Below are 25,552 nucleotides of genomic sequence, written 5' to 3' on the forward strand. Positions count from 1 at the left end.
CCGCTTAACAGGATTAAGCAAGCGTTACCGGGAACTGCACCGCCATCCTGTGCGTGCGGCACGGCCGGAACTTCAAATCGGCACCCCCAGCGCCTAAATTCGTCCCATGGTTCACGATTCCACCGACAATCCGGACGATCGCGCGCGCAAATCGCGGCAAGCCGCTGCAAACGACGCGCCGCCCGGGGGGCTGGCGGCCCCGGACGTCGATCCCGCCACCACAGGCGGCGACGACGAGGACGATGCGCTGCTGCCTGATATCCTCGAAGAGAGCGGCGCGGTCGGCGAAGAGCCGCTGGCGACCGGCCACGAGGCGATCGAGCGCGCGGTCCGGCTGGCCCCGACCTCGCCCGGCGTCTACCGCATGCTCAATGCCAATGCCGACGTGCTCTATGTCGGCAAGGCCAAGAACGTCAAAAAGCGCCTCTCCAACTACGCGCGCCAGAGTGCGCCGCAGCCGGCGCGCATCCTGCGCATGATCGCAGCCACCGTGACGGTGGAGATCGTCTCGACCAACACCGAGACCGAGGCGCTGCTGCTGGAAGCGAACCTGATCAAGCAGCTCAGGCCGCGCTTCAACGTGCAGCTGCGCGACGACAAGTCGTTTCCCTATATCCTGATCACCGGCGACCATTGGGCGCCGCAGATCCTGAAGCATCGCGGCGCGCAGACGCGGCCCGGACGCTATTTCGGCCCGTTCGCCTCCGCCGGCGCGGTCAACCGCACCATCACGGCGCTGCAGCGCGCGTTCCTAATCCGCTCCTGCACCGATTCCTTCTTCGAGAGCCGCACCCGGCCCTGCCTGCTCTACCAGATCCGCCGCTGCGCCGGTCCCTGCACCCGCGAGATCGACTTCGGCGGCTATACGACCCTGGTGCGCGAGGCGAGCGACTTCCTCACCGGCAAGAGCCATGCGGTGAAGCAGGAGCTCGCCGGCGAGATGGAGAAGGCCTCGAGCGAGCTCGAGTTCGAGCGCGCCGCGCTCTACCGCGACCGTCTCGCCGCGCTGTCGGCGATCCAGTCGCAGCAGGGCATCAATCCGCGCACGGTGGAGGAAGCCGACGTGTTCGCCATCCACCAGGAGGGCGGTTTCTCCTGCGTCGAAGTGTTCTTCTTCCGCACCGGCCAGAACTGGGGCAACCGCGCCTATTTCCCGCGCGCGGAGAAGACCTTTACGCCGGAGGAAGTGCTGGGGTCCTTCCTCGCCCAGTTCTATGACGACAAGCCGCCGCCGAAGGTCATCCTGCTCTCGCACGAGATCGAGGAGAGCGAGCTGCTTGCCAACGCGCTGTCAATCAAGGCCGGCCACAAGGTCGAGGTCACCGCGCCCAAGCGCGGCGAGAAGAAGGAGCTCGTCGCCCACGCGCTGACCAATGCGCGCGAGGCCCTCGGCCGCAAGCTCGCGGACACCGCGACCCAGAGCCGCCTGCTCGATGCCATGGCTGCGACGCTGAGCCTGCCGCATGCGCCCAAGCGCATCGAGGTCTACGACAACAGCCACATCCAGGGCACCAATGCGGTCGGCGCCATGATCGTCGCCGGCCCCGACGGCTTCGTGAAGAACCAGTACCGCAAGTTCAACATCAAGTCGGAAGGGATCACGCCGGGCGACGACTTCGCCATGATGCGCGAGGTGCTGGAGCGCCGCTTCAAGCGCCTGATCAACCCGCCCGAAGAGGGCGCGACCAAGGCCAGGGACGATGACTTCCCGCAATGGCCCGACCTCGTGATCATCGACGGCGGCCGCGGCCAGCTCAACGCGGTGCGCGAGATCTTTGCCAATCTCGGCCTGACCCAGGTGTCGCTGATGTCGGTCGCCAAGGGGCCGGACCGGGACGCCGGGCGCGAGACCCTGTTCATGCCGGATCGCGATGCGATCAAGCTGGAGCCGCGCGATCCCGTGCTCTATTTCATCCAGCGCCTGCGCGACGAGGCCCATCGCTTCGTCATCGGTTCGCACCGCAAGTTGCGCAAGAAGGACATCCGCGAGGCCGGCCTGCAGGAGATTCCGGGTATCGGCCCGTCACGCAAACGTGCCTTGCTGCACCATTTCGGAACCCTGAAGGAGATCGAACGGGCCTCGATCGCCGATCTGGGCAAGGTTCCGGGGGTGAGCGCCGAAAGCGCCCGGAGGATTTTCGAGTATTTCCATCCCCAGCCGGGGTGAACTAAAGGGGGACCGCGGTCATAGGTCATAAGGGCGTCGCATCCCGCATCCCATTTGTGAGCGGGACGGTTGACCTTCAGCCTTGAGCGGTATTGGTAGGACGGATGAACATCGCCACGACACGAGGGACAACCAGCCGCGCGATGTCCCTCCCGAACATCCTGACCTATGGCCGGATCGCGGCGATCCCGGTCGTGGTCGGGTGCATCTATGCGCAGTCGATCCTGGATCAGCCGCTGTGGCTGCGCTGGGTCGCGGTCGCCATCTTCATTGCGGCTGCGGTCACCGACTACCTCGACGGCTATTACGCGCGGATCTGGAATCAGCAATCGGCCTTCGGCCGGATGCTCGACCCGATCGCCGACAAGCTGCTGGTCGCGTCCTGCCTGTTGATGCTGGCCGCCGACGGCATCATCCACGGCTGGTCGCTGTGGGCCGCCATCGTGATCCTGTGCCGCGAGATCCTGGTCTCGGGCCTGCGCGAATATCTCGCCGCGCTCCGCGTCAGCGTTCCCGTGACCAAGCTTGCGAAGTGGAAGACCACGGTCCAGCTCGTCGCGATCGGCTTCCTGCTCGCCGGACCTGCCGGCGACGAGGTGGTGCCCGTCGTCTCGATGATCGGGCTGGCGCTGCTGTGGGCCTCGGCGATCCTGACCATCTACACCGGCTACGACTATTTCCGCGCCGGCATCCATCACCTCATCAAGGAGGATGAAGGATGAAGGTGAAGTATTTTGCCTGGGTGCGCGAGCGCGTCGGCAAGGCCGAGGAGACCATCGAGCCGCCGGCGACCGTGCGCACCGTGGAGGAGCTGATCGCCTGGCTGTCCGGCCGGAGCGAGGCTTATGCACATGCGTTCGAGAAGCCGAAGGTGATCCGCACTGCGATCGACCATGCCCACGTCAAACAGGACACCGCCATCGCGGGCGCACGCGAGATCGCGTTCTTCCCGCCGATGACTGGCGGCTAGGCTCATGAGCTGCCCCGTCACCATCCGTATCCAGGAAGACGATTTCGACATCGCGCGCGAGATCGCGGTCCTGACCAGGAGCCGCACCGACATCGGCGCGGTCGTGAGCTTCTCCGGCATCTGCCGCGCCGACGACGACAGCGCCAAGATCGCAGCGCTCACGCTCGAGCATTATCCCGGCATGGCCGAGGAAGAGATCAGGCGCCATGCCGACGAGGCCATTTCGCGCTGGCCGCTCAATGGCGTCACGGTGATCCACCGCGTCGGGCGCTTCATGCCCGGCCAGAACATCGTGCTGGTGCTCACCGCCTCGCAGCATCGCCAGGCCGCATTCCAGGCGGCCGAGTTCCTGATGGACTACCTCAAGACCAGCGCCCCGTTCTGGAAGAAGGAAGAGAGCGCCACCGGCACCGGCTGGGTCGAGGCCCACGCCCGGGACGACGAGGCCGCCGCACGCTGGACCAAATCCTGATGGCAAGAGTTGCGAAAAAGCCCGCGCGCGGCCGCGCCGCGCCGAAGCTTGCGAAAGTGGGGCCCGGCGAGCTTCTCACGCTGCTCGACTTCGTCCGCTATGCGGTGAGCCGCTTTGTCGAGGCGAAGCTCGCCTTCGCCCATGGCACGACTGATCCAGTCGCGGAGGCCGCCTTCCTTGTCTCTGAGGCGCTGCATCTCAATCCCGATCAGTTCGAGGGCTTTGCCCACGCCCGCGTCACCGCCGCAGAAGGGAAGGCCCTGCTCGAGTTGATCCATACGCGCGTCACCACGCGCAAACCGGCCGCCTATCTCGTCAACAAGATCTACATGCGCGGCCTGCCCTTCTATGTCGACGAGCGCGTCATCGTTCCGCGCTCCTTCATCGGCGAGCTCCTGGATTCGCATTTCGGCGACGAGAGCGGACCCGGCTCGCTGATCGACGACCCCACCGCCGTCGAGCGCGTGCTCGATCTCTGCACGGGATCGGGATGTCTCGCGATCCTCGCCGCGCATCATTTCCCGAACGCTGTGGTCGATGCCGTCGACGTTTCCAAGGGCGCGATCGAGGTCGCCGCGCGCAATGTCGCGGAATACGGGCTCGAGGAGCGGATCACGCTGCATCGCGGCGACCTGTTCGCCCCGCTCGGCGACAGCAGGTACGACCTCATCATCACCAACCCGCCTTACGTCGACGCCGAAGGCATGGCCGCGCTGCCGCCGGAGTGCCGGGCCGAGCCAAAACTCGCCTTCGACGGCGGGGCCGACGGTCTCGACGTGGTGCGGAAGATCCTGCGCGATGCGCCCGATCACCTGACGCCTGGCGGCGGACTGATTTGCGAGATCGGCCGCGGCCGCGAACTGGTCGACGAGGCGTTTCCGGAACTGCCGCTGCTCTGGCTCGACACGGAAGACTCCGAGGGCGAGGTGTTCTGGATCGCGGCCGCCGATCTCGGCTGATCCGTCCGGGCGGCCCCGGTTCGACGGAACAAGTCAAATTCCGCCACGTTCATCCCCCGACGAATATCTCGCTCTCGGAGGATGTCCGCATGCTCGCGCCATCGGGCGAATTGCTGCGCGCCGGCATGGCGCTCAAGCTCAATCACGTCAAACGCGCTGCTCAATCCTATCTGCGTGACCAGACCAGCCAAGCCACCGGCAAGGTGACATCTTACGCGGTGGCCGGCGGGCTGTTCGCGGTCGCAGGCCTGTTCGTTGTCGCAGCACTCTTCGTCGGGCTGATCGCCCTGTACCGCTGGATCGCGATCACCTACGGGCAGTTCTGGGGCTTTGGCGCGGTCGGCGCAGTGCTGCTGATCCTGGCTGCTGTCTGTGCCGGGGTGGCGATGGTGCAGATGAGGCGCAAGCCCAAGCCGATCGTGCCGCTCGCGAGCCGTCTGCGCGTGGCGGTCGCAACGCCCCGGATCCCGCGCGGAACGGTCAAGCAGGCCGTGAAGGAGGTGGCGACGACGATTCCCTTGGCGCCGCTCGCGCCGGGCGAACGCGGCGATGGCAAGAGGGGCTGGCCGGTTCGCACCAACCGGCCCGTGCAGCTTGGCCTGATGCTCGCAGCAATCGGGCTGCTGGGCGTCACGGCGGCGCGCCGGCGACGCCACGGGCAGAGGCTGGAGACGTGACATGCTGGTGCGGCGCTCCGAGCCCATCGACAGCTGGCTGCTGGTGGCGGCCACCGCCGTCTTCGTGCTCACGGCGGAGCGCTACTTCCAGGACTCCGGCCTGATCCGGCCGGGACCTCCGCCGGACCATCGCAACAACGAGGCGAACTCACCGGAAACCCACCCGGCGGGCGCAGCCATGCAGCCGGGCCACGGCCGCCACTCGAAGAGCCCGTTCGCGATTCCCTGGGCGGGCTGGAAGGATATTTTCTGGCGCACCTATCAGCGCATCGACGATGACCGGCTGCTGGCGACCGCCGGCGGCGTGGTGTTCTTCGGACTGCTCGCAATCTTCCCAGCCGTGACCGCGCTGGTCTCGTCCTACGGACTGTTCGCCAATCCCTCGACCATCACCGCCAATCTGCAGACGCTCGCGACCATGCTGCCGGAGGGATCCTTCCAGATCGTCGAGGACCAGGTCGCGCGCGTGGTGTCGCATGGCAATACGACGCTCGGGGCCACCTTCCTGCTCGGCCTTCTGCTTGCGATCTGGAGCGCCAATGCGGGGGTCAAGGCCATCTTCGATGCCCTCAATGTGGCCTATGAGGAGCGCGAGAAGCGCAGCTTCATCAAGCTCAACATGGTGTCGCTGGCCTTCACCGTCGGCGGCATCGTGGCGCTGCTGCTGATGGTCGCCGCCGTCGTCGCCTTCCCGCTCGCGCTCAACCATCTCGGCATGGCGCCCGAAAGCAAGCTGATCGTGGCGCTGGCACGATGGCCGCTGCTGTTCCTCATTCTGCTGGTGGCGCTCGCGATCCTCTACCGCTTCGCACCCAGTCGCGATTCGCCGCGCTGGCAATGGCTGAGCCTTGGCGCGGTGACGGCCGCCATCCTCTGGATCGCCGGCTCGGCGCTGCTGTCCTGGTATCTCTCGGAATTCGCGAATTACAACGCGACCTACGGCTCGCTCGGCGCCGCGATCGGCCTGATGATGTGGATGTGGATGTCGGCGGTCGTCATCATGTTCGGCGCCGAGCTGAACTCGGAGATCGAACGGCAGACCCTGCGCGACACGACGACCGGCCGCCCCAAGCCGCTTGGCACTCGCGAAGCCGTCTCGGCCGACACGGTCGGCGCCGCAGCGCCATCTTGATCGGCGGCGGTCAGGCCGGGAGCCGGCCTGACCGCATCTCGCGCCTATCAGCGCCTGGTGATCACGGCTTCCAGATATTCGCTGTGCACCACGATCGTGCCGTCCTCGGCATGATTGAACTCGCCGAGCAGCGCCAGGAGATCGCGCTTCAACGCCGCCTGGCCGGTCTCGTCCAGCGCGGCAAACGCCTTCAGCGTGGGCCCGTAGAAGGTCTTGAAGATTTCCAGCCAGTGCTCCGGCGAGCGATAGCGGAACACGAACATGCGCGGCTCGGCGGCGATCTCGGAAGCCTGGCTTGCGAACATCTCCTCGAGGCGCGCCTGCGTGCCCCACAATGCCGGCGACTTCACGCCCGCCGGCGGCGGCAGATGCTTGCCGATGGTCTTGAACAGCTGGCCGATGAAACCTTGCGGCGTCCAGTTGGCGAGGCCGATCTTGCCGCCGGACCTGCAGACCCGCGCGAGCTCGGAGGCCGCCTTGTCCTGGTCCGGCGTGAACATCACGCCGAAGGTCGAGAGCACGACGTCGTAGCTGGCGTCGGCAAACGGCAGCGCTTCGGCATCCGCCTCGCGGAATTCGATCATGAGATGTTCGGCCGCCGCGCGCTCGCGCCCGCGCTCGAGCAGCGCCGGCACGTAATCGGTGGATGTGACGTCGCACCAGCGCCGCGCCGCGGCCAGCGTCGCATTGCCGTTGCCGGCGGCGACGTCCAGCACCTTGCTGCCGGCGCGTATGTCGAGTGCCTCACAGAGCTGCTCGCCGACGATCTGCAAGGTTGTGCCGACGACGGCATAGTCGCCCGACGACCAGGCGCCGTGCTGGCGCTGCTTGACGGCGGCAAGATCAGGTTGGGTTGCGGCTGGCTTGAGCGCGGCGGATGTCGACATGGCAATCTCCTGCGGTTGAAAACGCCGGGACGATAGGGCGCATGCGGTTCGCTGGCCTTGAGAGCGGCGTTATTTTACGCTGAGAGCGCCTTGATTTCCGAACGGGAGCCGAGGGGGAATTGTGACGTTTCAGTTCGAGAATTTCCTGCTCGACCCCGAGCGCCGCGAATTGCGGCACGCGGACACGCTCGTCGCGCTCGAACCGCAAGTGTTCGATCTCCTGACCTACCTCGTCCGTAACCGCGATCGCGTGGTGACGCGGGACAATATGCTCGATTCGATCTGGAACGGCCGCGTCGTCTCGGAATCGACACTGACCAGCCGGATCAACGCAGCGCGCCGCGCGGTTGGCGACAATGGCGAGGAGCAACGGCTGATTCGCACCATCGCGCGCAAGGGCGTGCGGTTCGTCGGCGCGGTGACCGAGCTGGCCGGCGCCGCCAGACCAGCCGGGACGGACGGGCCGGCCGCGCCGCCGACGGGCCTGCCGCTGCCCGATCGCCCCGCGATCGCGGTGCTGCCCTTCACCAACATGAGCGGCGAGGCCGAGCAGGATTATTTCTCCGACGGCATCAGCGAGGACATCATCACCGCACTGTCGAAGCTGCGCTGGTTCTTCGTCATCGCGCGCAACTCCTCCTTCATCTACAAGGGCCGCACGGTTCATTTGCGGCAGGTCGCCGAAGAGCTCGGCGTGCGCTATGTCGTCGAGGGCAGCGTGCGCAAGGATGGCGAGCGCGTCCGCATCACGGCGCAGCTCAACGACGTCGCCACCGGCAGCCATCTCTGGGCCGAACGCTACGACCGCGAGCTCGCCGACGTCTTCGCCGTGCAGGACGAGATCACCGAGGCGATCGTCGCCGCGATCGAGCCGCAGCTCTATGCCGCGGAGAATTTTCGCGCCCAGCGCAAGCCGCCCGACAGCATGGACGCCTGGGATCTCCTGATGCGCGCGCTCTCGCACTACTGGCGCGTGACGCGGCAGGATCACGTGGTCGCCCAGGCCCTGCTCGAAAAGGCCATCGCACTCGACCCGGGCTACGGCAAGGCGCTCGGCCTGCTCGGCACCAGCTACATGTTCACGGCGCATATGGGCTGGATGGACATGGCCATCGCGATACCCGCCGCCGAACGCGCGGCGCGTGCCGCGATCCGCGCCGACGACGAGGATGCCTGGGCCCACAACGCGCTCGGCCACGTCCATCTGTTCGCGCGACGGTTCGAGGACTCGCTGGCCGAATTCGAGACGGCGCTGCGGCTCAATCCGAACTTCGCGCTGGCACAGGGCTATCATGGCCTGGCGCTCGGCTATTGCGGTCGCTGGCAGGAGGCCGACGAGGCGGCGCGGCGGGCGATCCGCCTCAGCCCGCGCGACCCCTATGCCCCGGTCTATTTCGGCATCGCCGCCTATGCGCGTTTCCTCGGCGGCGACGACGAGGAGGCCATCCGCCTGGCGCAGGAGGCCTTGCGCCAGCGCAGCGACTTCGTCGGGGCGCACCGGGTGCTGACCGCGGCCGCCGGCATGGCCGGGCATCGCGAGATCGCCGCCGCGGCGTTGAGGGAACTGCGCCGCGCCCAACCGAACATCTCGCTCGCCTGGATCGCCGAGTTCATGCCGATCAAGCTCGCCGCCGACCGCGAGCGCTACCTCGAAGGCTTTCGCCGGGCTGGCCTCACTTGAAGCCCGAACAGGCCGCTATCCCCTCGAATCAACAATGATGTTAAGCTGATGCGGCTTGGGGGAGCATGAGGCGCGACGGGGTCGCACACTGGCCCGTGTTTTCCCGGGTGAGGCAGTCAGCTCTTGAGGCGTAACGCGCGGCATGATTCGCATTTCGACGATCTTCATCGCCATCTGCATGGTTCTGGTCGCGGCCTCGCTCGGGCTGGTGCTCTACGCGGTCGCCGGCATCAGCGGAACCGAATCCGCGATCGTGGCGCTGACCGCGCTGACCTTCCTCATCCTCTACAACGCGGTGTCGATGCGGCTGCGCGACCGCAGCGACGTCGGCGGCCAGATCGCCGATCTGTCCCGCGGCACTGCCGACCTCGCCCGCCAGGTGGCCGAGTTCGGCCGCCGGCTGGCGGCGATGGAGGGGCGCATCGCCTCGTCCAACTCGACCAATTCCGACCGCATCCAGTCGGTGGTCGGCGAGATCAACGAGCTCGGCGGCCTGGTCAGGCAGCTCGCTTCCACCGTATCGGCTCATGAGGACCTGCTGGCTGGTGCCGCGCCGGGGCCTGCGGCAGCGCCGGTGGCGAGACCGGAGGTGGAAGCGCCGATCGACCTGATCGCGCCGTTCGAGGAGCGACAGGCCGCGCCGCCGCCGTTTTCGCCCGCGCCTCCGGCAGTGCAGCCGCGGCCGGCAGGGGCGGTTCAGACCCAGACCGCCAATGCCGTCCAGGCCGCCAACGGACGTAACCAGACCCAATTGCTGGCGACGCTGCGCAACGCGATCGACGAGAACCGCATCGACATCTTCCTTCAGCCGATGGTGACGTTGCCGCAGCGCAAGGTGCGGTTCTACGAAGCCGTGACGCGGGTGCGCGACGAGCGCGACCAGCTGATCGCCGCCGAGGACTTCATCAGCATCGCCGAGGCCTCGGGGCTGATCGGGCGCATCGACAACATGGTGATGCTGCGCTGTGTGCAGGTGCTGCGGCGCCTGATGGTGCGCAACAAGGATTTCGGCGTGTTCTGCAACGTCGCGGCCTCCACGCTCGGCAATTCCACCACCTTCGCCCAATGCCTCGACTTCCTCGAAGCCAACCGGGCGCTGGCGCCGTCGCTGGTGCTGGAGTTCAAGCAGTCGACCTTCCGCAATCTCGGTCCGGTCGAGACCGAGAACCTCGCCGCGCTCGCCCAGCGCGGCTTCCGCTTCTCGATCGATCATGTCACGGATCTCCGGATCGAGCCGCGCGAGCTCGCCGACCGCGGCGTGCGCTTCATCAAGGTGCCGGCCACGCTGCTGCTCGACCCCAGGCAGGCCTCGACCTCAGACATCCACCCGTCCGACCTCTCGGACCTGCTCGGCCGCTTCGGCATCGACCTGATCGCCGAGCGGATCGAGGGCGAGCGCGCCGTGGTCGATTTGCTCGATTACGACGTACGGTTCGGCCAGGGATTCCTGTTTGCACCGCCCCGGCCATTGCGGCCGGAGGGGGCATCTGCTACCGGCGGGACCTCGCCGAACCAGGCGCAGGACACTCAGGAACCCAATGGCTCCGGCACACAAAGCTCAGGCGCGACGTCTTCGGCGCCTCCGCCCCAGCGCCTCACCGGCAACGCGGCGCTCGCGCGCCGCATCTGATCGGCCGCACGCATCATGACCACGCTGCATTTCGCCGAAGGCCTGCGCGAGCTCGTGGGCGGGGTCGACGTCGTGCTCAGCGACATCTGGGGTGTGGTGCATAACGGCCTCGAATCCTTCCCGGAGGCCTGCGAGGCGCTGCACACCTATCGCAGCCGCGGCGGTACGGTGATCCTGATCACCAACGCGCCGCGCCCGGCCGACTCGGTGCAGCGGCAATTGCGCAAGCTCGGTGTCGCCGACGAGACCTATGACGCGATCGTGTCATCGGGCGACCTGACCCGGCTCTATGTCGCCGAACATCCCGGTCGCAAGATGTTCTGGCTCGGCCCCGAGCGTGATAACTCGATCTACCGCGGCCTCGATGCGACAACCGCACCGCTGGAAGAAGCCGACTACATCGTCTGCACCGGCCTCTATGACGACGAGACCGAGACCGCCGAAGACTATCGCGGCATGATGCTCAAAGCGCGCGAGCGTAAGCTGACGCTGGTCTGCGCCAACCCCGACATCGTGGTGGAGCGCGGCGACCGGCTGATCTATTGCGCCGGCGCCATCGCCGAGCTGTACCGCGAGCTCGGCGGCGAGGTGATCTTCTACGGCAAGCCGCACCGCCCGATCTACGAGCGCGCCATGCGGCTCGCCGGCGAGAGGCAGGGCCACCAGATCGACCGGAAAAAGGTGCTGGCGATCGGCGATTCCGTCCGCACCGACCTGACCGGCGCGCGCGAGTTCGGCATCGACTGCCTGTTCGTCACCCGCGGCATCCACGCCGAAGAGTTCGAAGGCCTCGACCAGCTCGACCCGGCCTCGGTGATGGAATTGTTCGGCCATCCGCCGAAGGCCTTGATGCGCGAATTGAAGTGGTGATGACCTAACTTCTGTCATTCCGGGGCGCGCGAAGCGCGAACCCGGAATCTCGAGATTCCGGGTACGGTGCTGCGCACCGCCCCGGAATGACAATCCCAACGCAGAAAGCCCGGGACGAACCCGGGCCTTGCGAATTCAGCCGAAAGCTCGGGCGCGCTTACGCGCTCGCCATGTCCGGGAAGACCGCTTCGATCTTGGTCTTCAGCGTCGCCGCGTTGAACGGCTTGACGATGTAATTGTTCACGCCGGCCTTCTTGGCCGCGATCACGTTCTCGGTCTTCGATTCCGCCGTGATCATGATGAAGGGCGTGGTCGCGAGGTTCGGGTCCGCGCGCACTTCGCGCAGCAGGTCGTAACCCGTCATCGGCTCCATGTTCCAGTCGGAGATCACGAGCCCGTACTTCTTGCCGCGCATCTTGTTCAGTGCCGCCGAACCGTCGCTGGCATCATCGATATTCTCGAAGCCAAGCTGCTTCAGCAGATTCCTGATGATTCGGATCATGGTGCTGTAGTCATCCACCACCAGAACCGACATCGACAAATCAACCGCCATCTCGACTCCCCCAACGCATACCCAGGAATATTACGATCGGACCTGCCAGGCGGGAGGCCCGTCCAGTTCCACGTTCCAAGGACTAGCACCAAGGCGTTAAACAGCCCGTTAACTGCGGGCGCCCCCGAAGAATTGAAATCCTGTTCAATCCCGCCCGCCTCCCCCGCTTGACTTCATCGGGCGGGTCAAGCCACGGTCCCGACCGGTCCCGCCGGCTTGAGAATTCCCCTGATGGCCCCGCAATTTACCGTTATTCGCGACACCACTCCGGATTCCGCTATTCCCCGGGGCGCCGTGGTCGCCATGGGCAATTTCGATGGGGTTCATCTCGGCCACCGGGCCGTCATTGCGGCCGCCCTGGAAATGGGCCGAACGCATGGCCGCCCTGCGCTGGCATTGACCTTCGAGCCGCATCCGCGGCGGTTTTTCAGTCCCAACACCCCGCAATTCCGCCTGACGGACGAGCGGGCCAAGCTACGGCTTCTGGCCGGCACCGGGCTTGCCGGCGCCGTGGTCATGACCTTCGACAAGGCAAGGGCCGGCACCAGCGCGCAAGATTTCATTCACCATGACCTGATCCGGCGCCTTGGCGTCAGCGGCATCGCGGTCGGCTACGACTTCCATTTCGGCAAGGGACGGGTCGGCTCGCCGGGCCTGCTGGTCAATGAAGCGCCCCGGCTCGGCATCGAGGTCGACGTGCAGCCGCATGTCGACATCGACGAACGGCCGGTGTCCTCCAGCGCCATCCGGATCGCGCTCGCCGAAGGTCAGCTTGATGAAGCCACGACCATGCTGGGTGCGCCCTGGTTCATCACCGGCGAGGTCATCCACGGCGAGAAGCGCGGCCGCGACCTCGGCTATCCCACTGCCAATATCCGGCTCGATGCCAATTGCGGCCTGAAGCACGGCATCTACGCGGTACGGGTCGGCCGCGGGCCTGAGCGGCTGGACGGGGTGGCCAGCTTCGGCCGCCGCCCGACCTTCGACAATGGCGCGCCCCTGCTCGAAATCTTCCTGTTCGACTTCAAGGACGACCTCTACGGGCAGACGCTGGACTGCGCCTTCATCGGCTTCATCCGCGAGGAGCTGAAATTCGACAGCCTGGAGGCCCTGATCCGCCAGATGGACGATGATTCCGCCCACGCCCGCGCCATGCTGGCCGCCGCTCCGGATGCGTTTCCGCGGCTGGGCGTGATCGATTGAGGCCGAAAACCGGCCTGCCGGACCTTTGCGCTTCCCTTGGCCCCCTGCTATGGAGAGCCGATGTTTGCGCGGCGCATCATAGGGATTAGCGGCCCGGCTTCCGCCTGAGCTTTTGGCTCGGCGCAAGACCGGGATTTTGTCGTTTCACCCCCGCGATTTCCATGTCGCCATCCGTTCCCGCGCCCTTCCGAGCCAGTCAGCCTCATGTCCGAAAAGCCGCAAAAGTCCCAAAAGACCGAAGTCAACGACTATTCCAAAACCCTGTTCCTGCCGCAGACCGAATTCCCGATGCGCGCCGGCTTGCCGCAGCGCGAGCCGGAGATCCTGAAATACTGGAACGACATCGGCCTCTACGACAAGCTCCGCAAGGAGGCCGAGGGCCGTGCCAAATTCGTGCTGCACGACGGGCCGCCCTACGCCAACGGCAACATCCATATCGGGCACGCGCTGAACAAGATCCTCAAGGACGTCGTGACCAAGAGCCAGCAGATGCTCGGTTTCGACTCCAATTACGTGCCGGGCTGGGACTGCCACGGCCTGCCGATCGAATGGAAGATCGAGGAGGAGAACTACCGCAAGAAGGGCAAGCAGAAGCCCGATTTCCGCGACTCCACCGCGATGGTGGCCTTCCGCAAGGAGTGCCGCGCCTATGCGACGCACTGGATCAACGTGCAGCGCGAGGAATTCAAGCGGCTCGGCATCATCGGCGACTGGGATCATCCCTATCAGACGATGACCTACCCCGCCGAGGCGCAGATCGCGCGCGAGCTGATGAAATTCGCCGCCAACGGCACGCTGTATCGCGGCTCCAAGCCGGTGATGTGGAGCGTGGTCGAGAAGACCGCGCTGGCTGAAGCCGAGGTCGAGTACGAGGACTACACGAGCGACATGGTCTGGGTGAAATTCCCGGTCACCTCGCCCGCGCATGGCGTGCTGGCTTCCGCCAGCGTCGTGATCTGGACCACCACGCCCTGGACGCTGCCCGGCAACCGTGCCATCTCGTTCTCGCCGAAGATCGCCTACGGCCTCTACAAGGTGACGGATGCACCGGCCGACAATTGGGCGAAGACCGGCGATCTCCTGATCCTGGCCGATGCGCTGGCCGCGGACGTGTTCAAGCAGGCGCGCGTCACGGCTTACGAGAAGGTGCGCGACATTCCCGGCGACACGCTGGACGCCGTCGAATGCGCCCACCCCCTGCGCGGCCTCGGTGGCGGTTACGAGTTCATCGTTCCGCTGCTCGCCGGCGAGCATGTCACCGACGACACCGGTACCGGCTTCGTGCACACCGCGCCGAGCCACGGCCGCGAGGACTTCGACGTCTGGATGGCCAACACCCGCGAGCTCGATGCGCGCGGCATCCCGACCGCGATCCCCTACACCGTCGACGAGAACGGCGCCTTTACCGCACAGGCCCCCGGCTTCACCGGCAAGCGCGTGCTCAACGACAAGGGCGAAAAGGGCGATGCCAACGAGGCCGTGATCCAGGCGCTGATCGAGGGCGGCAAGCTGCTCGCGCGCGGCCGGCTCAAGCACCAATATCCGCATTCCTGGCGCTCGAAGAAGCCGGTGATCTTCCGCAACACGCCGCAATGGTTCATCGCGATGGACAAGGACATCGTCGACAACGGCCATGCGAAGAAGGGCGACACGCTGCGCGCCCGCGCGCTGCATGCGATCTCGGTCACGCAATGGGTGCCGCCGTCGGGCGAGAACCGCATCAACGGCATGATCGCCAACCGTCCGGACTGGGTGATCTCGCGCCAGCGCGCCTGGGGCGTGCCGATCGCCGTGTTCGTGCGCGAGAAGGCAGACGGCTCGGCCGAGATCCTGCAGGACGAGATCGTCAACCAGCGCATCACCGAAGCCTTCATGGAGGAAGGCGCGGACGCCTGGTACATGGACGGCGCCCGTGAGCGCTTCCTCGGCTCGCGCGCGAACGAGGACTGGAAGAAGGTCGACGACATCTGCGACGTCTGGTTCGATTCCGGCTCGACGCACGCCTTCGTGCTCGAGGATCGCCAGAACTTCCCGCAACTCGGCAACATCGTCCGCAAGGTCGACGGCGGCAACGACACCGTGATGTATCTCGAAGGCAGCGACCAGCATCGCGGCTGGTTTCATTCCTCGCTGCTGGAAAGCGCCGGCACGCGCGGCCGCGCGCCCTACGACATCGTGCTCACCCACGGTTTCACGCTCGACGAGAACGGCCGCAAGATGTCGAAGTCGATCGGCAACACCGTCGAGCCGCAGAAGGTGATCAAGGATTCGGGCGCGGACATCCTGCGCCTCTGGGTCTGCGCCACCGACTATGCCGACGACCAGCGCATCGGCCCGGAGATCCTGAAGAACACCATCGAGACCTATCGCAAGCTGCGCAACACGGTCCGCTGGATGCTCGGCACGCTGCATCACTTCAAGGCGAGCGAGAAGGTCGCTCATGCCGAGATGCCGGAGCTCGAACGGCTGATGCTGCACGAGCTTGCAAAGCGGGCCGCCGTCATTCGCGCGGCCTACACCGTCTTCGACTACAAGACCGTGGTCGCCACGCTCTCCGCTTTCCTGAACAGCGAGCTGTCGGCCTTCTACTTCGACATCCGCAAGGACACGCTGTATTGCGACCCGCCGTCCTCGACGGCGCGCAGAGCGGCGCTGACGACGATCGATCTGTTGTGCGAGTCCGTGCTGAAGTGGCTCGCTCCGATTCTGAGCTTCACCGCCGAGGAGGCCTGGCGGATGTACAGGCCGAAGGCCGAACCGTCAGTCCATCTCACGGTTTTCCCCGATGGAATGGACGCATTCCTCGACGACAAGCTCGCCGCGAAATGGGAGACGATCCGCAACGTCCGCCGTGTCGTCACCGGCGCGCTCGAGCTCGAACGCGCCGCCAAGAACATCGGCTCCTCGCTCGAGGCTTCGCCGGTGATCTATATCGCCGACCGGAACATGCTGATGACGCTGTTCGACACCGACCTCGCCGAAATCTGCATCACCTCGAACTACGAGGTGCGTGAGGGCGAGGCGCCGGCTTCGGCGTTCCGTCTCGATGCCGTGCCCGGCGTTGCCGTCGTGGTGGAGAAGGCGGTCGGCACCAAATGCGCGCGCTCCTGGAAGATCTCGCCGACGGTCGGCGAAGACCCCGAATATCCCGACGTCACCCCGCGCGACGCGAAGGCGTTGCGCGAATGGAAGGCGTTGGGGGTTGGCGTTTGATCTAGGGTCGTCCTGGCGAAAGCCAGGACCCATTACCACTGCGGCCAATTGCAGCGAAGGCAGATGACCACGAGTCTTTCAACCAACGGCCGCCTCGGCGTATGGGTCCTGGCTTTCGCCAGGACGACGGCGGAGTGTGTCGCGGCCATCCCGGCATGACCCCCCTCCGCGCCGGCATCCTCTCGGCCGTGGTCACGGTCATCCTCGACCAGGCCTCGAAGCTCTGGCTGTTGAACGCGTTCGGACTCGCCCGCCGCGGCGTGGTGCAGGTGACGCCGTTCTTCGACCTGGTGCTGGCCTGGAACATCGGCATCAGCTTCGGCTGGCTCCAGAATGACGGCCAGGCGGCGCAGATCGCGCTGATGGCGGTCAAGGCCATTGCGGTGGTCGCACTGGCGATCTGGATGGCCCGCTCCCACACCCTGCTGGCCACGATCGCGCTCGGCCTGATCATCGGCGGCGCCATCGGCAACGGCATCGACCGCCTGGCCTATGGCGCGGTGGTCGATTTCGCCCTGTTTCACATCGATATCGGCGGAAATACCTATAATTGGTACGTGTTTAACCTCGCGGACGTGGCCATCGTTGCTGGGGTGGCGGGGCTATTGTATGATTCCTTCCTGGGGGTACCCGCCGCAAAAGCGCCCTGATCCCGGCCGATACGACCGGCAGGTGGAACCTTGCTTTTGCGAGGATTTAAGCCGCGTGCGAGCGGCAAACTGCCACAATTTGGAACAGGTACAGCGATGCGCAGCTCGAAAACCAGCGTTTCGATGGTTCGAGATCCCCGGTCGGGGTTCTGGCGGGCATTGAAACTATCCGCCGTCGCGCTCGGCATCGGTCTCGTCATGTCGGCAGGCGCAGTCCGCGCCGGTGATGACGGAGACGATGACGATGACATGACCTTCGAAGAGAAGCTCATCGACAATCTGATGTCCGGCATCGGCGCCAAGAGCATGGAGAAGAAGGGTATCGAGTACCGCGAGCGCTCCCCGTTGGTGGTGCCGCCCAAGCTCGACCTGCCGCCACCCGCCGGAACCGAAGCCAAGAACGCGCCGAACTGGCCGAAGGACCCCGACGAGAAGCGCCGCAAGGAGGCGATCGCCCAGCGGAAGAAGGCCGTCAAGGCGACGGAGAACTGGCAGGCCGCCCAGCCGCTGACGCCCGCCGAGATGAAAGCCGGCCAGGTCGCGGCCTCGGAGCGCACGAGCAACGATCCGATCCAGCCGGGCACCAACGGCAACCCCTCACTCAGCCCCGCCCAGCTCGGTTATTCCGGTGGTCTGTGGAACATGATGAAGGGCGGCAACGGCTCCGAAGAAAAGAAGTTCACGTCGGAGCCGCCGCGCCAGTCGCTGGTCGAGCCGCCGCCGGGCTACCAGACGCCGTCGCCGAACTACGCCTATGGCGCCGGGCCGGACAAGTCGCGGCGGACCTATTTCGACATCATGTCGGGCAAGGACAAGGAACAATAGCGTTCCTCCTCCGTCGCACCATCCCGACAGACGCCAAACCGGCGCCGGCGGCTGCTGCCCACCGGACGCGGGCTATAAATTGCTTATCAGTAACTTGCCTAAGCGTTGAGTTCTCTGCTTCGTGACGCGAAGCCTCAGCCGCACGGTATACCATGCCGTGCCTTCCGAGCCGGACATCCGGGCTCGGCCTGTCATAAGGATCATGATGTCCGCTAACCGATCGGCTGCCTGCCTCCTTGCCGCGTTGCTTTCGACCAGTGTCCTGTCGGCCGGCGCCGCCGTTGCCCAGACCACGGTGACATCGGCCCCACCCGCCAGCTTCACGCTTCCCAACGGCCTTCAGGTCGTCGTGATCCCCGATCACCGCACGCCCGTGGTCACGGAGATGATCTGGTACAAGGTCGGCTCGGCCGACGAGACGCCAGGCAAATCCGGGCTTGCGCATTTCCTCGAGCACCTGATGTTCAAGGGCACCTCGAAGCATCCGGTTGGCGAATTCTCCCAGACCGTGCTTCGCGTCGGCGGCAACGAGAACGCCTCGACGTCGGTCGATTACACCAACTACTACCAGCGCGTGCCGAAAGAGCAGCTGCCGACCATGATGGAGTTCGAGGCCGATCGCATGACCGGCCTGATCCTCAAGGACGAGAACGTGCTGCCCGAACGCGACGTGGTGCTCGAAGAGTACAACATGCGCGTCGCCAACAATCCCGAGGCGCGGCTCAACGAGCAGATCATGGCTGCGCTCTATCTCAACCATCCCTATGGCCGGCCGGTGATCGGCTGGCACCAGGAGATCGAGAAGCTCGATCGCGAGGACGCGCTGGCCTTCTACCGCCGCTTCTACGCGCCGAACAATGCGATCCTGGTGATCGCCGGCGACGTCGAGGCCGCCGACATCCGTCCGCTGGTCGAGCGCAATTTCGGCTCCATCCCGGCCCAGCCCGCGATCCCGGCGCGCCGCGTCCGCCCGCAGGAGCCGGAGCCGGCCGCGCCGCGCACCGTCACGCTGGCCGACCCGCGCGTCGAGCAGCCGAGCCTGCGCCGCTATTATCTGGCGCCCTCCGCAACCACGGCCGCGGCCGGCGAGAGCGCGGCCCTCGACGTGCTGGCGCAGCTGATGGGCAGCGGCAGCAACTCCTATCTCTACCGCGCGCTCGTCGTCGACAAGCCGCTCGCGGTCTCCGCCAGCGCCAGCTATTCGAGCATCTCGCTCGACCCGACCCAGTTCGCGATCTCGGCCGCGCCGAAACCCGGCGTCAGCTTCGCCGAGGTCGAGCAGGTGGTCGACGGCGTCATCGCCGACATCGCGCAGAACCCGATCCGCGCCGAGGATCTGGAGCGCGTGAAGACCCAGCTCATTGCCGAGGCGATCTACGCCCAGGACAATCAGGCCGTGCTGGCGCGCTGGTATGGCGGTGCGCTGACCACGGGCCTGTCGATCGAGGACATCAGAAGCTGGCCCGACCGCATCCGCGCGGTCACAGCCGAGCAGGTGCGTGCCGTCGCGCAGAAATGGCTCGAGAAGAAGCGCTCGGTGACGGGCTACCTGATCAAGGACACTGCAGCCGCCAAGCGCGAGGAGAAGCGTTCGTGACCTATCCCTTCCTTCGCGCAAGACACTTCGCACTGTCCCTCGCCACCGGCGCGGCGCTCGCGCTCGCCACGATCTCGCCGTCGCAGGCGGCGGCAAAGATCCAGCGCCTGGTCTCGCCCGGCGGCATCGAGGCCTGGTTCGTGCAGGACGCGACGGTGCCGCTGATCGCCATGGAATATTCCTTTGCCGGCGGCTCGTCCCAGGATCCCAAGGACAAGTCCGGCGTCGCCAATCTGGTCGGCGACCTCCTCGATGAAGGCTCCGGCGATCTCGACTCCAAGACCTTCCACGAGCGGCTCGACCGCCGCGCCATCGAGCTCTCCTTCAGCGCCAGCCGCGACACTTTCCGCGGCAGCCTGCGCATGCTGCGCGACAACAAGGACGAGGCCTTCGACCTGCTCAGGATGGCGTTGACCTCGCCGCATTTCGACACGGTCGATGTCGAGCGCATCCGCTCGCAGGTGATCTCGGGCCTGCGCCGCGAGACCACCAATCCGTCATCGCTCGCGAGCCGCAAATTCCTCGAGGTCGCCTTCGGCGATCATCCCTACGGCCGGCAGAGCAACGGCACGCTGGACAGCGTGCCGACCATCACGGTCGCCGACCTCAAGGACTACGTCGGCCGTGTGCTCGCCAGGGACGGGCTGAAAGTCGCTGTCGTCGGCGACGTCGATCCGGCGACGCTCGGCAAGCTGCTCGACCACACCTTCGGCAGCCTGCCCGCCAAGGCCAGTCTCGTGCCGGTGCCCGACGTCGACGCGGCCAAGCCGCCGCAGCGCGCCTTCGTGCCGCTCGACGTGCCGCAGACCGTGATCACCTTCGGCGGCCCCGGCGTGAAGCGCAGCGACCCCAACTTCATGGCGGCCTATGTCGTCAACCACATCCTCGGCGGCGGCGGCTTGTCCTCGCGGCTCTATCGCGAGGTTCGTGAGAAGCGCGGTCTCGCCTATTCCGTGTTCGAATCCCTGCTCTGGATGGAGCATTCTGCGGTCTTCATCGGGAACACCGGCACCCGCGCCGACCGCGCCGGCGACACCATCGACGCCATCGAGAAGGAGGTGCGCCGCATCGCCGATGAGGGCCCGACGCAGAAGGAGCTCGACGAGGCCAAGTCCTACCTCAAGGGCTCGCAGATGCTGGCGCTCGACACCTCCTCCAAGCTGGCGCAGGCGCTGCTGCAGTACCAGCAGGACAAGCTGCCGATCGACTATATCGAACGGCGCAATGCCATCGTCGATGCGGTGACGCTGGATGATGCCAAAGCTGCCGCCAAGCGGCTCTGGGGCCAGGGCCTGCTGACCGTCGTCGTCGGCCGCGCCCCGCAGGCCGCCGCGCAGCCGGCTGCAACGGCGCCCAAATCGAACTAGCAAGTCGAACTAGAAGTCGAACTGACCTCTTCTCTATAGGCTTCCTGAAATGGCCGGGCTCGCCCCGGCCATTTGCGTTTCGTAGCAGCGCCATTGCTGAAGGCTGATGTCCGCGGTATGTCCGGGCATCACGAATGGTGCCATCATGCTGCGGATATCCCGCGATCTCGTCATCGACGAGGACGACATCGAGATCGGCTTCGTCCGCGCCTCCGGCCCGGGCGGGCAGAACGTCAACAAGGTCGCGACCTCCGCGCAGCTCCGCTTTGACACGCGCAAGCTGACCCTGCCTGAGGATGCGGCGATCCGCCTCGCCCGTATCGCCGGCCAGCGCATGACCAAGGACGGCGTCATCGTGATCCACGCCCAGCGCTTCCGGACCCAGGAGCGCAACCGGCAGGACGCCATCGACCGCCTCGTGGAAATCCTCAAAGAGGCCATGGTGCGGCCGACGCCGCGCCGCGCCACACGGCCGACCTACGCCTCCAAACAGCGTCGGCTCGAAGGCAAGAAGCGCCGCAGCGACGTCAAGGCCGGACGCGGCGGCCGCTTCGACGACTGACTGACACGGCAAAAAACTCCGGCCGCAAGGCGACCGGAGTTTTGTCGTTTCACCCGGCGAGACTAGTAACGCTTGGACGGGGCTGCGCCGCCCGTCGCAGCATCGTCGGCCGTTCCCTTGTGCGCTGCGCTGCCCGTGGTGCCGACCGCGCCTTTCGTTCCTTTGCTCGACTTCATGCCGGCCTTCTCGTTCGCTGCGCCCGGCTGAGCATCCATCTCCTCATCGCCGCTGCCCATCGTGTTGCCTTGCATGGGCTTGCTTTGCACGGTGTCGCCAGGCCTGGCGCCAGACGACGTCCCTTGCGCGAGAACGGGCGTCGCAATGAGGGCCGCGAGAGCGCATGCGATTGCAGAGGTCTTCACCAACTTCATCCATTATCTCCTGGATTTTTTCGCGATGAACGGTTCGGCTGCCTTCTGCGCCGTTCGCCTGCACCGGACCGGTTCATCGCGTAGAGAGTTCGAACGGCGCGGTGTTGATGCAATCCGCGCCGTGTGGTGATCGTTTAGGGTTTTCGCGGCGCTTTCGCGGAATTGTGCTCCGCATATAAGGCAGCGCGGAACACCGGACGCCACACGCATCTCCGCGCGCAGCGAAACAGCCCGCTACTACCACCGCATGTTTGGCCGCGCCTAGTGTTTGCGCACGTTGATGCAGATGGGCGGATTCTTGGCTATGCGCGCGATCGTGCTGGGATTGTGCACCGCGATGGTGCTGTGGCGCGGGTTGCCGATGCGCAGATGCCGTTGCCGGCCGCAAAGCCGCCGGATGGTGCCACATTGTTCAAGCAGCAATGCGCGGTGTGTCACACCTTGAGCCTGTCGGAGCCGATGCGGCAAGGCCCGCCCCTGGTCAAGGTCGTAGGCCGGCCCGCCGGCAAGGTCGAGGGCTTCCATTATTCGGACGGCCTCGCCAAGGCTGAGTTCACCTGGGACGAGACCCGGCTCGATGCGTGGCTGGCCAATCCGCAAGCCGTCATTCCCGGCGTGATCATGATCTACCGGCAGGCCAAGCCGGAGACGCGCGCCGCAATCATCACTTTTCTCAAGGAGCAGAACTGAATGGCAAAGCCAGTCCATTCCATGATCCGCGTGCTCGACGAGGCGCGGTCGCTCGACTTCTACAGGCGCGCCTTCGGCCTGGAGGTCGCCGACCATCTGAAGTTTTCCGACTTTGCCCTGATCTATCTGCGTCACCCCTCCTCACCTTTCGAGGTCGAGCTGACGGTGAATTTCGATCGCAAGGAGCCGTACGCGCTCGGCGACGGCTACGGCCATCTCGCCGTCGTCGTCGAGGATCTCGATGCCGAGCATGCCCGCTTCGAGCGCGAGAAGCTCGCGCCGGGTCCCCTGCGCGACTTCAAGCACGACGGCCGGACGCTGGCGCGCTTCTTCTTCGTCAGCGATCCCGACGGCTACAAGATCGAGGTGATCCAGCGGGGCGGACGCTTCGGCTGATCAAAATCACAGAAGACCAAATCACAAAAATTGACGGAGGAATGCCATGAGAGAAGTCGATCGTCGAAGCAAGCACAGCCGCCGCGTCTTTCTCAAGGGCGCGGCGACCGCCGTGCCGGTCGTAACGGTCGCGACCAGCGTCGCCGTCAGCATCGAAGGCGCCTGGGCCGATGATGCGAGCGCGCTCTCGCCCGCGACCATGAAGACGCTGCTGAAGGTCGCGCGCGACATCTATCCGCACGATGTGCTCGGCGACAGCTACTACATCACCGCGATCAAGCCGTGGGACGGCAAGGCGGCGAAGGATCCCGCAGTCAAGGCGCTGATCAGCGACGGCATCAGCCGGCTCGATCAGAACGCGCGCGATCGCCACAAGGTCGCCTATGCCGAGGTGCCCTGGGAGGCCGACCGCGTGGTGCTGCTTAAGGAGATCGAGCAGAGCGACTTCTTCCAGAAGGTGCGCGGCGACCTCGTCGTCTCGCTCTACAACCAGAAAGAGGTCTGGCCGCGGTTCGGCTACGAGGGCTCCTCCGCCGAGCATGGCGGTTACATCAACCGCGGCTTCGCCGACATCGACTGGCTGCCGAAGGCTTAACGCACCCAACGGTTCAGGAGAACGCATATGGCAAAATTCGATCTGAACGACTCGAGCGTTGTGGTGATCGTCGGCTCTGGTGCCGGCGGCGGCACGCTGGGCAACGAGCTCGCGCAAAAGGGCGTCAAGGTTGTCATCCTGGAAGCAGGTCCCCGCATCGAGAACCAGGACTTCGTCAACGACGAGTGGGAGAGCTTTTCCCAGCTCGCCTGGACCGATGCCCGCACCACATCCGGCACGTGGCGCGTCGCCAGGGATTTTTCGGGCCTGCCCGCCTGGATCGTCAAGGCGGTCGGCGGCTCCACGACACATTGGGCCGGTGCGTCGCTGCGTTTCGACGAGCACGAGTTCAGGGTGAAGAGCGCCTACGGCAACATTCCCGGCGCAAACCTCCTCGACTGGCCGGTCACGCTTGCGGAGATGGAGCCATGGTACGCCAAGGCCGAGAACAAGATGGGCGTGACCCGCACCAACGGCATTCCCGGACTTCCCGGCAACAACAACTTCAAGGTGCTGGAGGCCGGCGCCAAGAAGCTCGGCTACAAGACCGTGCACACCGGTAACATGGCGATCAACAGCCAGCCGCGCGACGGACGCGGCGCCTGCCAGCAGATCGGCTTTTGCTTCCAGGGCTGCAAGTCCGGGGCGAAATGGTCGACGCTCTACACCGAGATCCCCAAGGGCGAGGCGACCGGCAATCTCGAAGTGCGGCCGAGCAGCATGGCGGTCAAGATCGAGCATGACGCCGGCGGCAAGGTGACCGGCGTCGTCTACGCCGACGAGACCGGCGCCATGCAGCGCCAGAAGGCGCGGATCGTTGCGGTGGCAGGCAATTCGATCGAGAGTCCGCGGCTCCTGCTCAACAGTGCCTCGACCATGTTCCCCGACGGCCTCGCCAATTCATCGGGACAGGTCGGCCGCAACTACATGCGCCACATGACCGGCAGCGTCTATGCCGTGTTCGAGAAGTCGGTGCACATGTATCGCGGCACCACGATGGCCGGCATCATCCGTGATGAAGCCGCCAACAACCCGAAGCGCGGCTTCGTCGGCGGCTACGAGATGGAGACGCTGTCGATCGGGCTGCCCTTCATGGCGGCGTTCCTCAATCCCGGCGCCTGGGGCCGTTCGTTCACGTCAGCGCTCGACGGTTATCCGAGGATGGCCGGCATGTGGCTGGTCGGCGAGGACATGCCGCAGGAGACCAATCGGATCACGCTCGATCCCGTCGTGAAGGACAAGTTCGGCCAGCCAGTCGCGAGCGTGCATTTCGACGATCATCCCAACGACGTCGCGATGCGGGCGCATGCCTACAAGCAGGGCGCCGCCGTCTACGACGCCGTCGGCGCCACCGTGACGTATCCGACGCCGCCCTATCCGAGCACCCACAATCTCGGTACCAACCGGATGAGCGAGAAGCCGCGCGACGGCGTGGTCAACAAGTTCGGCCAAAGCCACGACGTCAAGAACCTGTTCGTCTCCGACGGCAGCCAGTTCACCAGCGGCGCGGCCTGCAACCCGACGCTGACCATCGTCGCGCTGGCGATCCGGCAGGCGGATTACATTGCAGGGGCGATGCAGAAGAAGGAGATTTGATCTGGCTGCACCCTCGGTCGTCGTCCTGGCGAAAGCCAGGACCCATTACCCCAGGGAAGAATTTGGCGAAGACCCATCGTCCGGTACTCATACCGCGGATCATTGATGGACCTCGCGGTATGGGTCCTGGCCTTCGCCAGGACGACATCGAGGGTGGAGCGGCTATTCCGCCGCGTCGAGAATTGGCGCCACAGTCTCCTTGAAATCCTGCACCGCCACCACGCTCCTCGAGCGGTAGATCAAACATGAGCAGCGCAAGAGCGAAGCGAAATTGTTGACCTCGCCGTGATGGTCGAGCACCTCGTTGTAGAGCGTGGTCAGGAACTTGCCGAGGCTCATGCCCTCCTTGGCCGCGATCTCGTCCAGCGTGTCCCAGAATGCCATCTCCAGCCGGATCGAGGTGCAGTGCCCGCCGATCCGCAAAGACCGGGTCTGGGATTCGTAGTCGCGTTGGGGCTGGTGCGCGAAGAGATGGCACATGGCGTCCTC

24 protein-coding genes and 1 pseudogene are annotated in these 25,552 nt (G+C 65.6%); 21 read left to right on the forward strand and 4 right to left on the reverse strand.

Annotation, left to right across the window (positions count from 1 at the left end):
• Positions 1-106: 106 nt before the first annotated feature.
• The 7 genes from uvrC to ACVJ19_RS06720 all read left to right on the forward strand — a co-directional run bounded on the left by uvrC (position 107) and on the right by ACVJ19_RS06720 (position 6,377).
• On the forward strand, positions 107-2,167 hold the full coding sequence (gene uvrC / locus ACVJ19_RS06690) for an excinuclease ABC subunit UvrC (RefSeq protein WP_453949693.1): 2,061 nt from the start codon (positions 107-109) through the stop codon (positions 2,165-2,167).
• Between the two features lie 104 nt (positions 2,168-2,271).
• Positions 2,272-2,889, forward strand: coding sequence for a CDP-diacylglycerol--glycerol-3-phosphate 3-phosphatidyltransferase (gene pgsA / locus ACVJ19_RS06695; RefSeq protein ID WP_453949692.1), 618 nt, complete (start codon positions 2,272-2,274; stop codon positions 2,887-2,889).
• Positions 2,886-3,137, forward strand: a complete 252-nt coding sequence (gene moaD, locus ACVJ19_RS06700) for a molybdopterin converting factor subunit 1 (protein ID WP_453949691.1) — start codon at positions 2,886-2,888, stop codon at positions 3,135-3,137. The genes pgsA and moaD overlap by 4 nt, the downstream gene beginning before the upstream one ends.
• A gap of 4 nt (positions 3,138-3,141) precedes the next feature.
• Entirely contained in the window at positions 3,142-3,609 is a 468-nt protein-coding gene (locus ACVJ19_RS06705; protein ID WP_453949690.1) for a molybdenum cofactor biosynthesis protein MoaE, read from the forward strand.
• Positions 3,609-4,568, forward strand: coding sequence for a 50S ribosomal protein L3 N(5)-glutamine methyltransferase (gene prmB, locus ACVJ19_RS06710; RefSeq protein WP_453949689.1), 960 nt, complete (start codon positions 3,609-3,611; stop codon positions 4,566-4,568). The genes ACVJ19_RS06705 and prmB overlap by 1 nt, the downstream gene beginning before the upstream one ends.
• An 89-nt stretch (positions 4,569-4,657) precedes the next feature.
• Entirely contained in the window at positions 4,658-5,245 is a 588-nt protein-coding gene (locus ACVJ19_RS06715; RefSeq protein WP_453949688.1) for a phage holin family protein, read from the forward strand.
• A gap of 1 nt (position 5,246) precedes the next feature.
• The gene (locus tag ACVJ19_RS06720) at positions 5,247-6,377 is read left to right on the forward strand and encodes a YihY/virulence factor BrkB family protein (protein ID WP_453949686.1); all 1,131 of its coding nucleotides are present in this window, start codon (positions 5,247-5,249) and stop codon (positions 6,375-6,377) included.
• A gap of 47 nt (positions 6,378-6,424) precedes the next feature.
• Here ACVJ19_RS06720 and ACVJ19_RS06725 read toward each other — a convergent pair whose 3' ends face one another.
• Complete coding sequence (locus ACVJ19_RS06725) at positions 6,425-7,264, reverse strand: class I SAM-dependent methyltransferase (protein ID WP_453949685.1); 840 nt, start codon at positions 7,262-7,264, stop codon at positions 6,425-6,427.
• Positions 7,265-7,385: 121 nt separating this feature from the next.
• Between ACVJ19_RS06725 and ACVJ19_RS06730 the strand changes: the two genes are divergently transcribed.
• From ACVJ19_RS06730 to ACVJ19_RS06740, 3 genes are all read left to right on the forward strand, one after another.
• On the forward strand, positions 7,386-8,945 hold the full coding sequence (locus tag ACVJ19_RS06730) for a winged helix-turn-helix domain-containing protein (protein WP_453949684.1): 1,560 nt from the start codon (positions 7,386-7,388) through the stop codon (positions 8,943-8,945).
• Positions 8,946-9,087: 142 nt separating this feature from the next.
• Positions 9,088-10,575 carry an EAL domain-containing protein gene (locus ACVJ19_RS06735; protein ID WP_453949683.1) on the forward strand — a complete coding sequence of 496 codons (1,488 nt, stop codon included), beginning with the start codon at positions 9,088-9,090 and terminating at the stop codon, positions 10,573-10,575.
• A gap of 15 nt (positions 10,576-10,590) precedes the next feature.
• Positions 10,591-11,445, forward strand: coding sequence for a TIGR01459 family HAD-type hydrolase (locus ACVJ19_RS06740; protein WP_453949682.1), 855 nt, complete (start codon positions 10,591-10,593; stop codon positions 11,443-11,445).
• 157 nt (positions 11,446-11,602) lie between these two features.
• On the opposite strand, the gene ACVJ19_RS06745 is transcribed toward ACVJ19_RS06740, so the two are convergent.
• Positions 11,603-11,998 (reverse strand): response regulator, encoded by a 396-nt coding sequence (locus ACVJ19_RS06745; protein ID WP_007596883.1) that lies wholly within the window; start codon positions 11,996-11,998, stop codon positions 11,603-11,605.
• A 231-nt stretch (positions 11,999-12,229) separates the two neighbouring features.
• On the opposite strand from ACVJ19_RS06745, the gene ACVJ19_RS06750 reads away from it, so the two are divergent.
• The 7 genes from ACVJ19_RS06750 to arfB all read left to right on the forward strand — a co-directional run bounded on the left by ACVJ19_RS06750 (position 12,230) and on the right by arfB (position 21,415).
• Positions 12,230-13,201 (forward strand): bifunctional riboflavin kinase/FAD synthetase, encoded by a 972-nt coding sequence (locus ACVJ19_RS06750; protein WP_453949681.1) that lies wholly within the window; start codon positions 12,230-12,232, stop codon positions 13,199-13,201.
• Between the two features lie 204 nt (positions 13,202-13,405).
• Positions 13,406-16,414: an isoleucine--tRNA ligase gene (gene ileS, locus ACVJ19_RS06755; RefSeq protein ID WP_453949680.1), complete on the forward strand. Its 3,009-nt coding sequence runs from the start codon at positions 13,406-13,408 to the stop codon at positions 16,412-16,414.
• A gap of 155 nt (positions 16,415-16,569) precedes the next feature.
• The gene (gene lspA / locus ACVJ19_RS06760) at positions 16,570-17,064 is read left to right on the forward strand and encodes a signal peptidase II (protein WP_453949679.1); all 495 of its coding nucleotides are present in this window, start codon (positions 16,570-16,572) and stop codon (positions 17,062-17,064) included.
• 96 nt (positions 17,065-17,160) lie between these two features.
• A complete protein-coding gene (locus tag ACVJ19_RS06765; protein ID WP_453949678.1) occupies positions 17,161-17,889 on the forward strand; it encodes a hypothetical protein in 729 nt (242 codons plus the stop codon).
• Between the two features lie 205 nt (positions 17,890-18,094).
• Positions 18,095-19,486 (forward strand): M16 family metallopeptidase, encoded by a 1,392-nt coding sequence (locus ACVJ19_RS06770; RefSeq protein ID WP_026312894.1) that lies wholly within the window; start codon positions 18,095-18,097, stop codon positions 19,484-19,486.
• Entirely contained in the window at positions 19,483-20,853 is a 1,371-nt protein-coding gene (locus ACVJ19_RS06775; protein ID WP_453949677.1) for a M16 family metallopeptidase, read from the forward strand. Before ACVJ19_RS06770 ends, ACVJ19_RS06775 begins: the two co-directional genes overlap by 4 nt.
• A 145-nt stretch (positions 20,854-20,998) precedes the next feature.
• Positions 20,999-21,415, forward strand: coding sequence for an alternative ribosome rescue aminoacyl-tRNA hydrolase ArfB (gene arfB, locus ACVJ19_RS06780; protein WP_453949676.1), 417 nt, complete (start codon positions 20,999-21,001; stop codon positions 21,413-21,415).
• A gap of 62 nt (positions 21,416-21,477) precedes the next feature.
• Here the strand turns inward: arfB and ACVJ19_RS06785 are convergent, their stop codons facing one another.
• A complete protein-coding gene (locus tag ACVJ19_RS06785; RefSeq protein WP_456739361.1) occupies positions 21,478-21,786 on the reverse strand; it encodes a hypothetical protein in 309 nt (102 codons plus the stop codon).
• Positions 21,787-22,090: 304 nt separating this feature from the next.
• On the opposite strand from ACVJ19_RS06785, the pseudogene ACVJ19_RS06790 reads away from it, so the two are divergent.
• The 4 genes and pseudogenes from ACVJ19_RS06790 (at position 22,091) to ACVJ19_RS06805 (ending at position 25,063) form a co-directional block, all read left to right on the forward strand.
• A pseudogene (locus tag ACVJ19_RS06790) lies at positions 22,091-22,476 on the forward strand (c-type cytochrome).
• Entirely contained in the window at positions 22,477-22,872 is a 396-nt protein-coding gene (locus ACVJ19_RS06795) for a VOC family protein (protein WP_283023628.1), read from the forward strand.
• Between the two features lie 46 nt (positions 22,873-22,918).
• A complete protein-coding gene (locus ACVJ19_RS06800) occupies positions 22,919-23,467 on the forward strand; it encodes a gluconate 2-dehydrogenase subunit 3 family protein (RefSeq protein WP_453949674.1) in 549 nt (182 codons plus the stop codon).
• Positions 23,468-23,494: 27 nt separating this feature from the next.
• Positions 23,495-25,063 (forward strand): GMC family oxidoreductase, encoded by a 1,569-nt coding sequence (locus ACVJ19_RS06805; protein WP_453949673.1) that lies wholly within the window; start codon positions 23,495-23,497, stop codon positions 25,061-25,063.
• A 162-nt stretch (positions 25,064-25,225) separates the two neighbouring features.
• Here the strand turns inward: ACVJ19_RS06805 and ACVJ19_RS06810 are convergent, their stop codons facing one another.
• Positions 25,226-25,543 carry a ribbon-helix-helix domain-containing protein gene (locus ACVJ19_RS06810; protein WP_453949672.1) on the reverse strand — a complete coding sequence of 106 codons (318 nt, stop codon included), beginning with the start codon at positions 25,541-25,543 and terminating at the stop codon, positions 25,226-25,228.
• Between the last annotated feature and the right edge of the window lie 9 nt (positions 25,544-25,552).

The organism is Bradyrhizobium sp. USDA 376 (genome assembly GCF_054063675.1).

What these genes read in the sequence shown, in the direction of transcription:
- uvrC (WP_453949693.1), top strand. Translation starts at nt 107, where the DNA reads ATGGTTCACGATTCCACCGACAATCCGGACGATCGCGCGCGCAAATCG.
- pgsA (WP_453949692.1), top strand. Translation starts at nt 2,272, where the DNA reads ATGAACATCGCCACGACACGAGGGACAACCAGCCGCGCGATGTCCCTC.
- moaD (WP_453949691.1), top strand. Translation starts at nt 2,886, where the DNA reads ATGAAGGTGAAGTATTTTGCCTGGGTGCGCGAGCGCGTCGGCAAGGCC.
- ACVJ19_RS06705 (WP_453949690.1), top strand. Translation starts at nt 3,142, where the DNA reads ATGAGCTGCCCCGTCACCATCCGTATCCAGGAAGACGATTTCGACATC.
- prmB (WP_453949689.1), top strand. Translation starts at nt 3,609, where the DNA reads ATGGCAAGAGTTGCGAAAAAGCCCGCGCGCGGCCGCGCCGCGCCGAAG.
- ACVJ19_RS06715 (WP_453949688.1), top strand. Translation starts at nt 4,658, where the DNA reads ATGCTCGCGCCATCGGGCGAATTGCTGCGCGCCGGCATGGCGCTCAAG.
- ACVJ19_RS06720 (WP_453949686.1), top strand. Translation starts at nt 5,247, where the DNA reads ATGCTGGTGCGGCGCTCCGAGCCCATCGACAGCTGGCTGCTGGTGGCG.
- ACVJ19_RS06725 (WP_453949685.1), bottom strand. Translation starts at nt 7,264, where the DNA reads ATGTCGACATCCGCCGCGCTCAAGCCAGCCGCAACCCAACCTGATCTT.
- ACVJ19_RS06735 (WP_453949683.1), top strand. Translation starts at nt 9,088, where the DNA reads ATGATTCGCATTTCGACGATCTTCATCGCCATCTGCATGGTTCTGGTC.
- ACVJ19_RS06740 (WP_453949682.1), top strand. Translation starts at nt 10,591, where the DNA reads ATGACCACGCTGCATTTCGCCGAAGGCCTGCGCGAGCTCGTGGGCGGG.
- ACVJ19_RS06745 (WP_007596883.1), bottom strand. Translation starts at nt 11,998, where the DNA reads ATGGCGGTTGATTTGTCGATGTCGGTTCTGGTGGTGGATGACTACAGC.
- ACVJ19_RS06750 (WP_453949681.1), top strand. Translation starts at nt 12,230, where the DNA reads ATGGCCCCGCAATTTACCGTTATTCGCGACACCACTCCGGATTCCGCT.
- ileS (WP_453949680.1), top strand. Translation starts at nt 13,406, where the DNA reads ATGTCCGAAAAGCCGCAAAAGTCCCAAAAGACCGAAGTCAACGACTAT.
- lspA (WP_453949679.1), top strand. Translation starts at nt 16,570, where the DNA reads ATGACCCCCCTCCGCGCCGGCATCCTCTCGGCCGTGGTCACGGTCATC.
- ACVJ19_RS06765 (WP_453949678.1), top strand. Translation starts at nt 17,161, where the DNA reads ATGCGCAGCTCGAAAACCAGCGTTTCGATGGTTCGAGATCCCCGGTCG.
- ACVJ19_RS06770 (WP_026312894.1), top strand. Translation starts at nt 18,095, where the DNA reads ATGTCCGCTAACCGATCGGCTGCCTGCCTCCTTGCCGCGTTGCTTTCG.
- arfB (WP_453949676.1), top strand. Translation starts at nt 20,999, where the DNA reads ATGCTGCGGATATCCCGCGATCTCGTCATCGACGAGGACGACATCGAG.
- ACVJ19_RS06785 (WP_456739361.1), bottom strand. Translation starts at nt 21,786, where the DNA reads ATGAAGTTGGTGAAGACCTCTGCAATCGCATGCGCTCTCGCGGCCCTC.
- ACVJ19_RS06795 (WP_283023628.1), top strand. Translation starts at nt 22,477, where the DNA reads ATGGCAAAGCCAGTCCATTCCATGATCCGCGTGCTCGACGAGGCGCGG.
- ACVJ19_RS06800 (WP_453949674.1), top strand. Translation starts at nt 22,919, where the DNA reads ATGAGAGAAGTCGATCGTCGAAGCAAGCACAGCCGCCGCGTCTTTCTC.
- ACVJ19_RS06805 (WP_453949673.1), top strand. Translation starts at nt 23,495, where the DNA reads ATGGCAAAATTCGATCTGAACGACTCGAGCGTTGTGGTGATCGTCGGC.
- ACVJ19_RS06810 (WP_453949672.1), bottom strand. Translation starts at nt 25,543, where the DNA reads ATGTGCCATCTCTTCGCGCACCAGCCCCAACGCGACTACGAATCCCAG.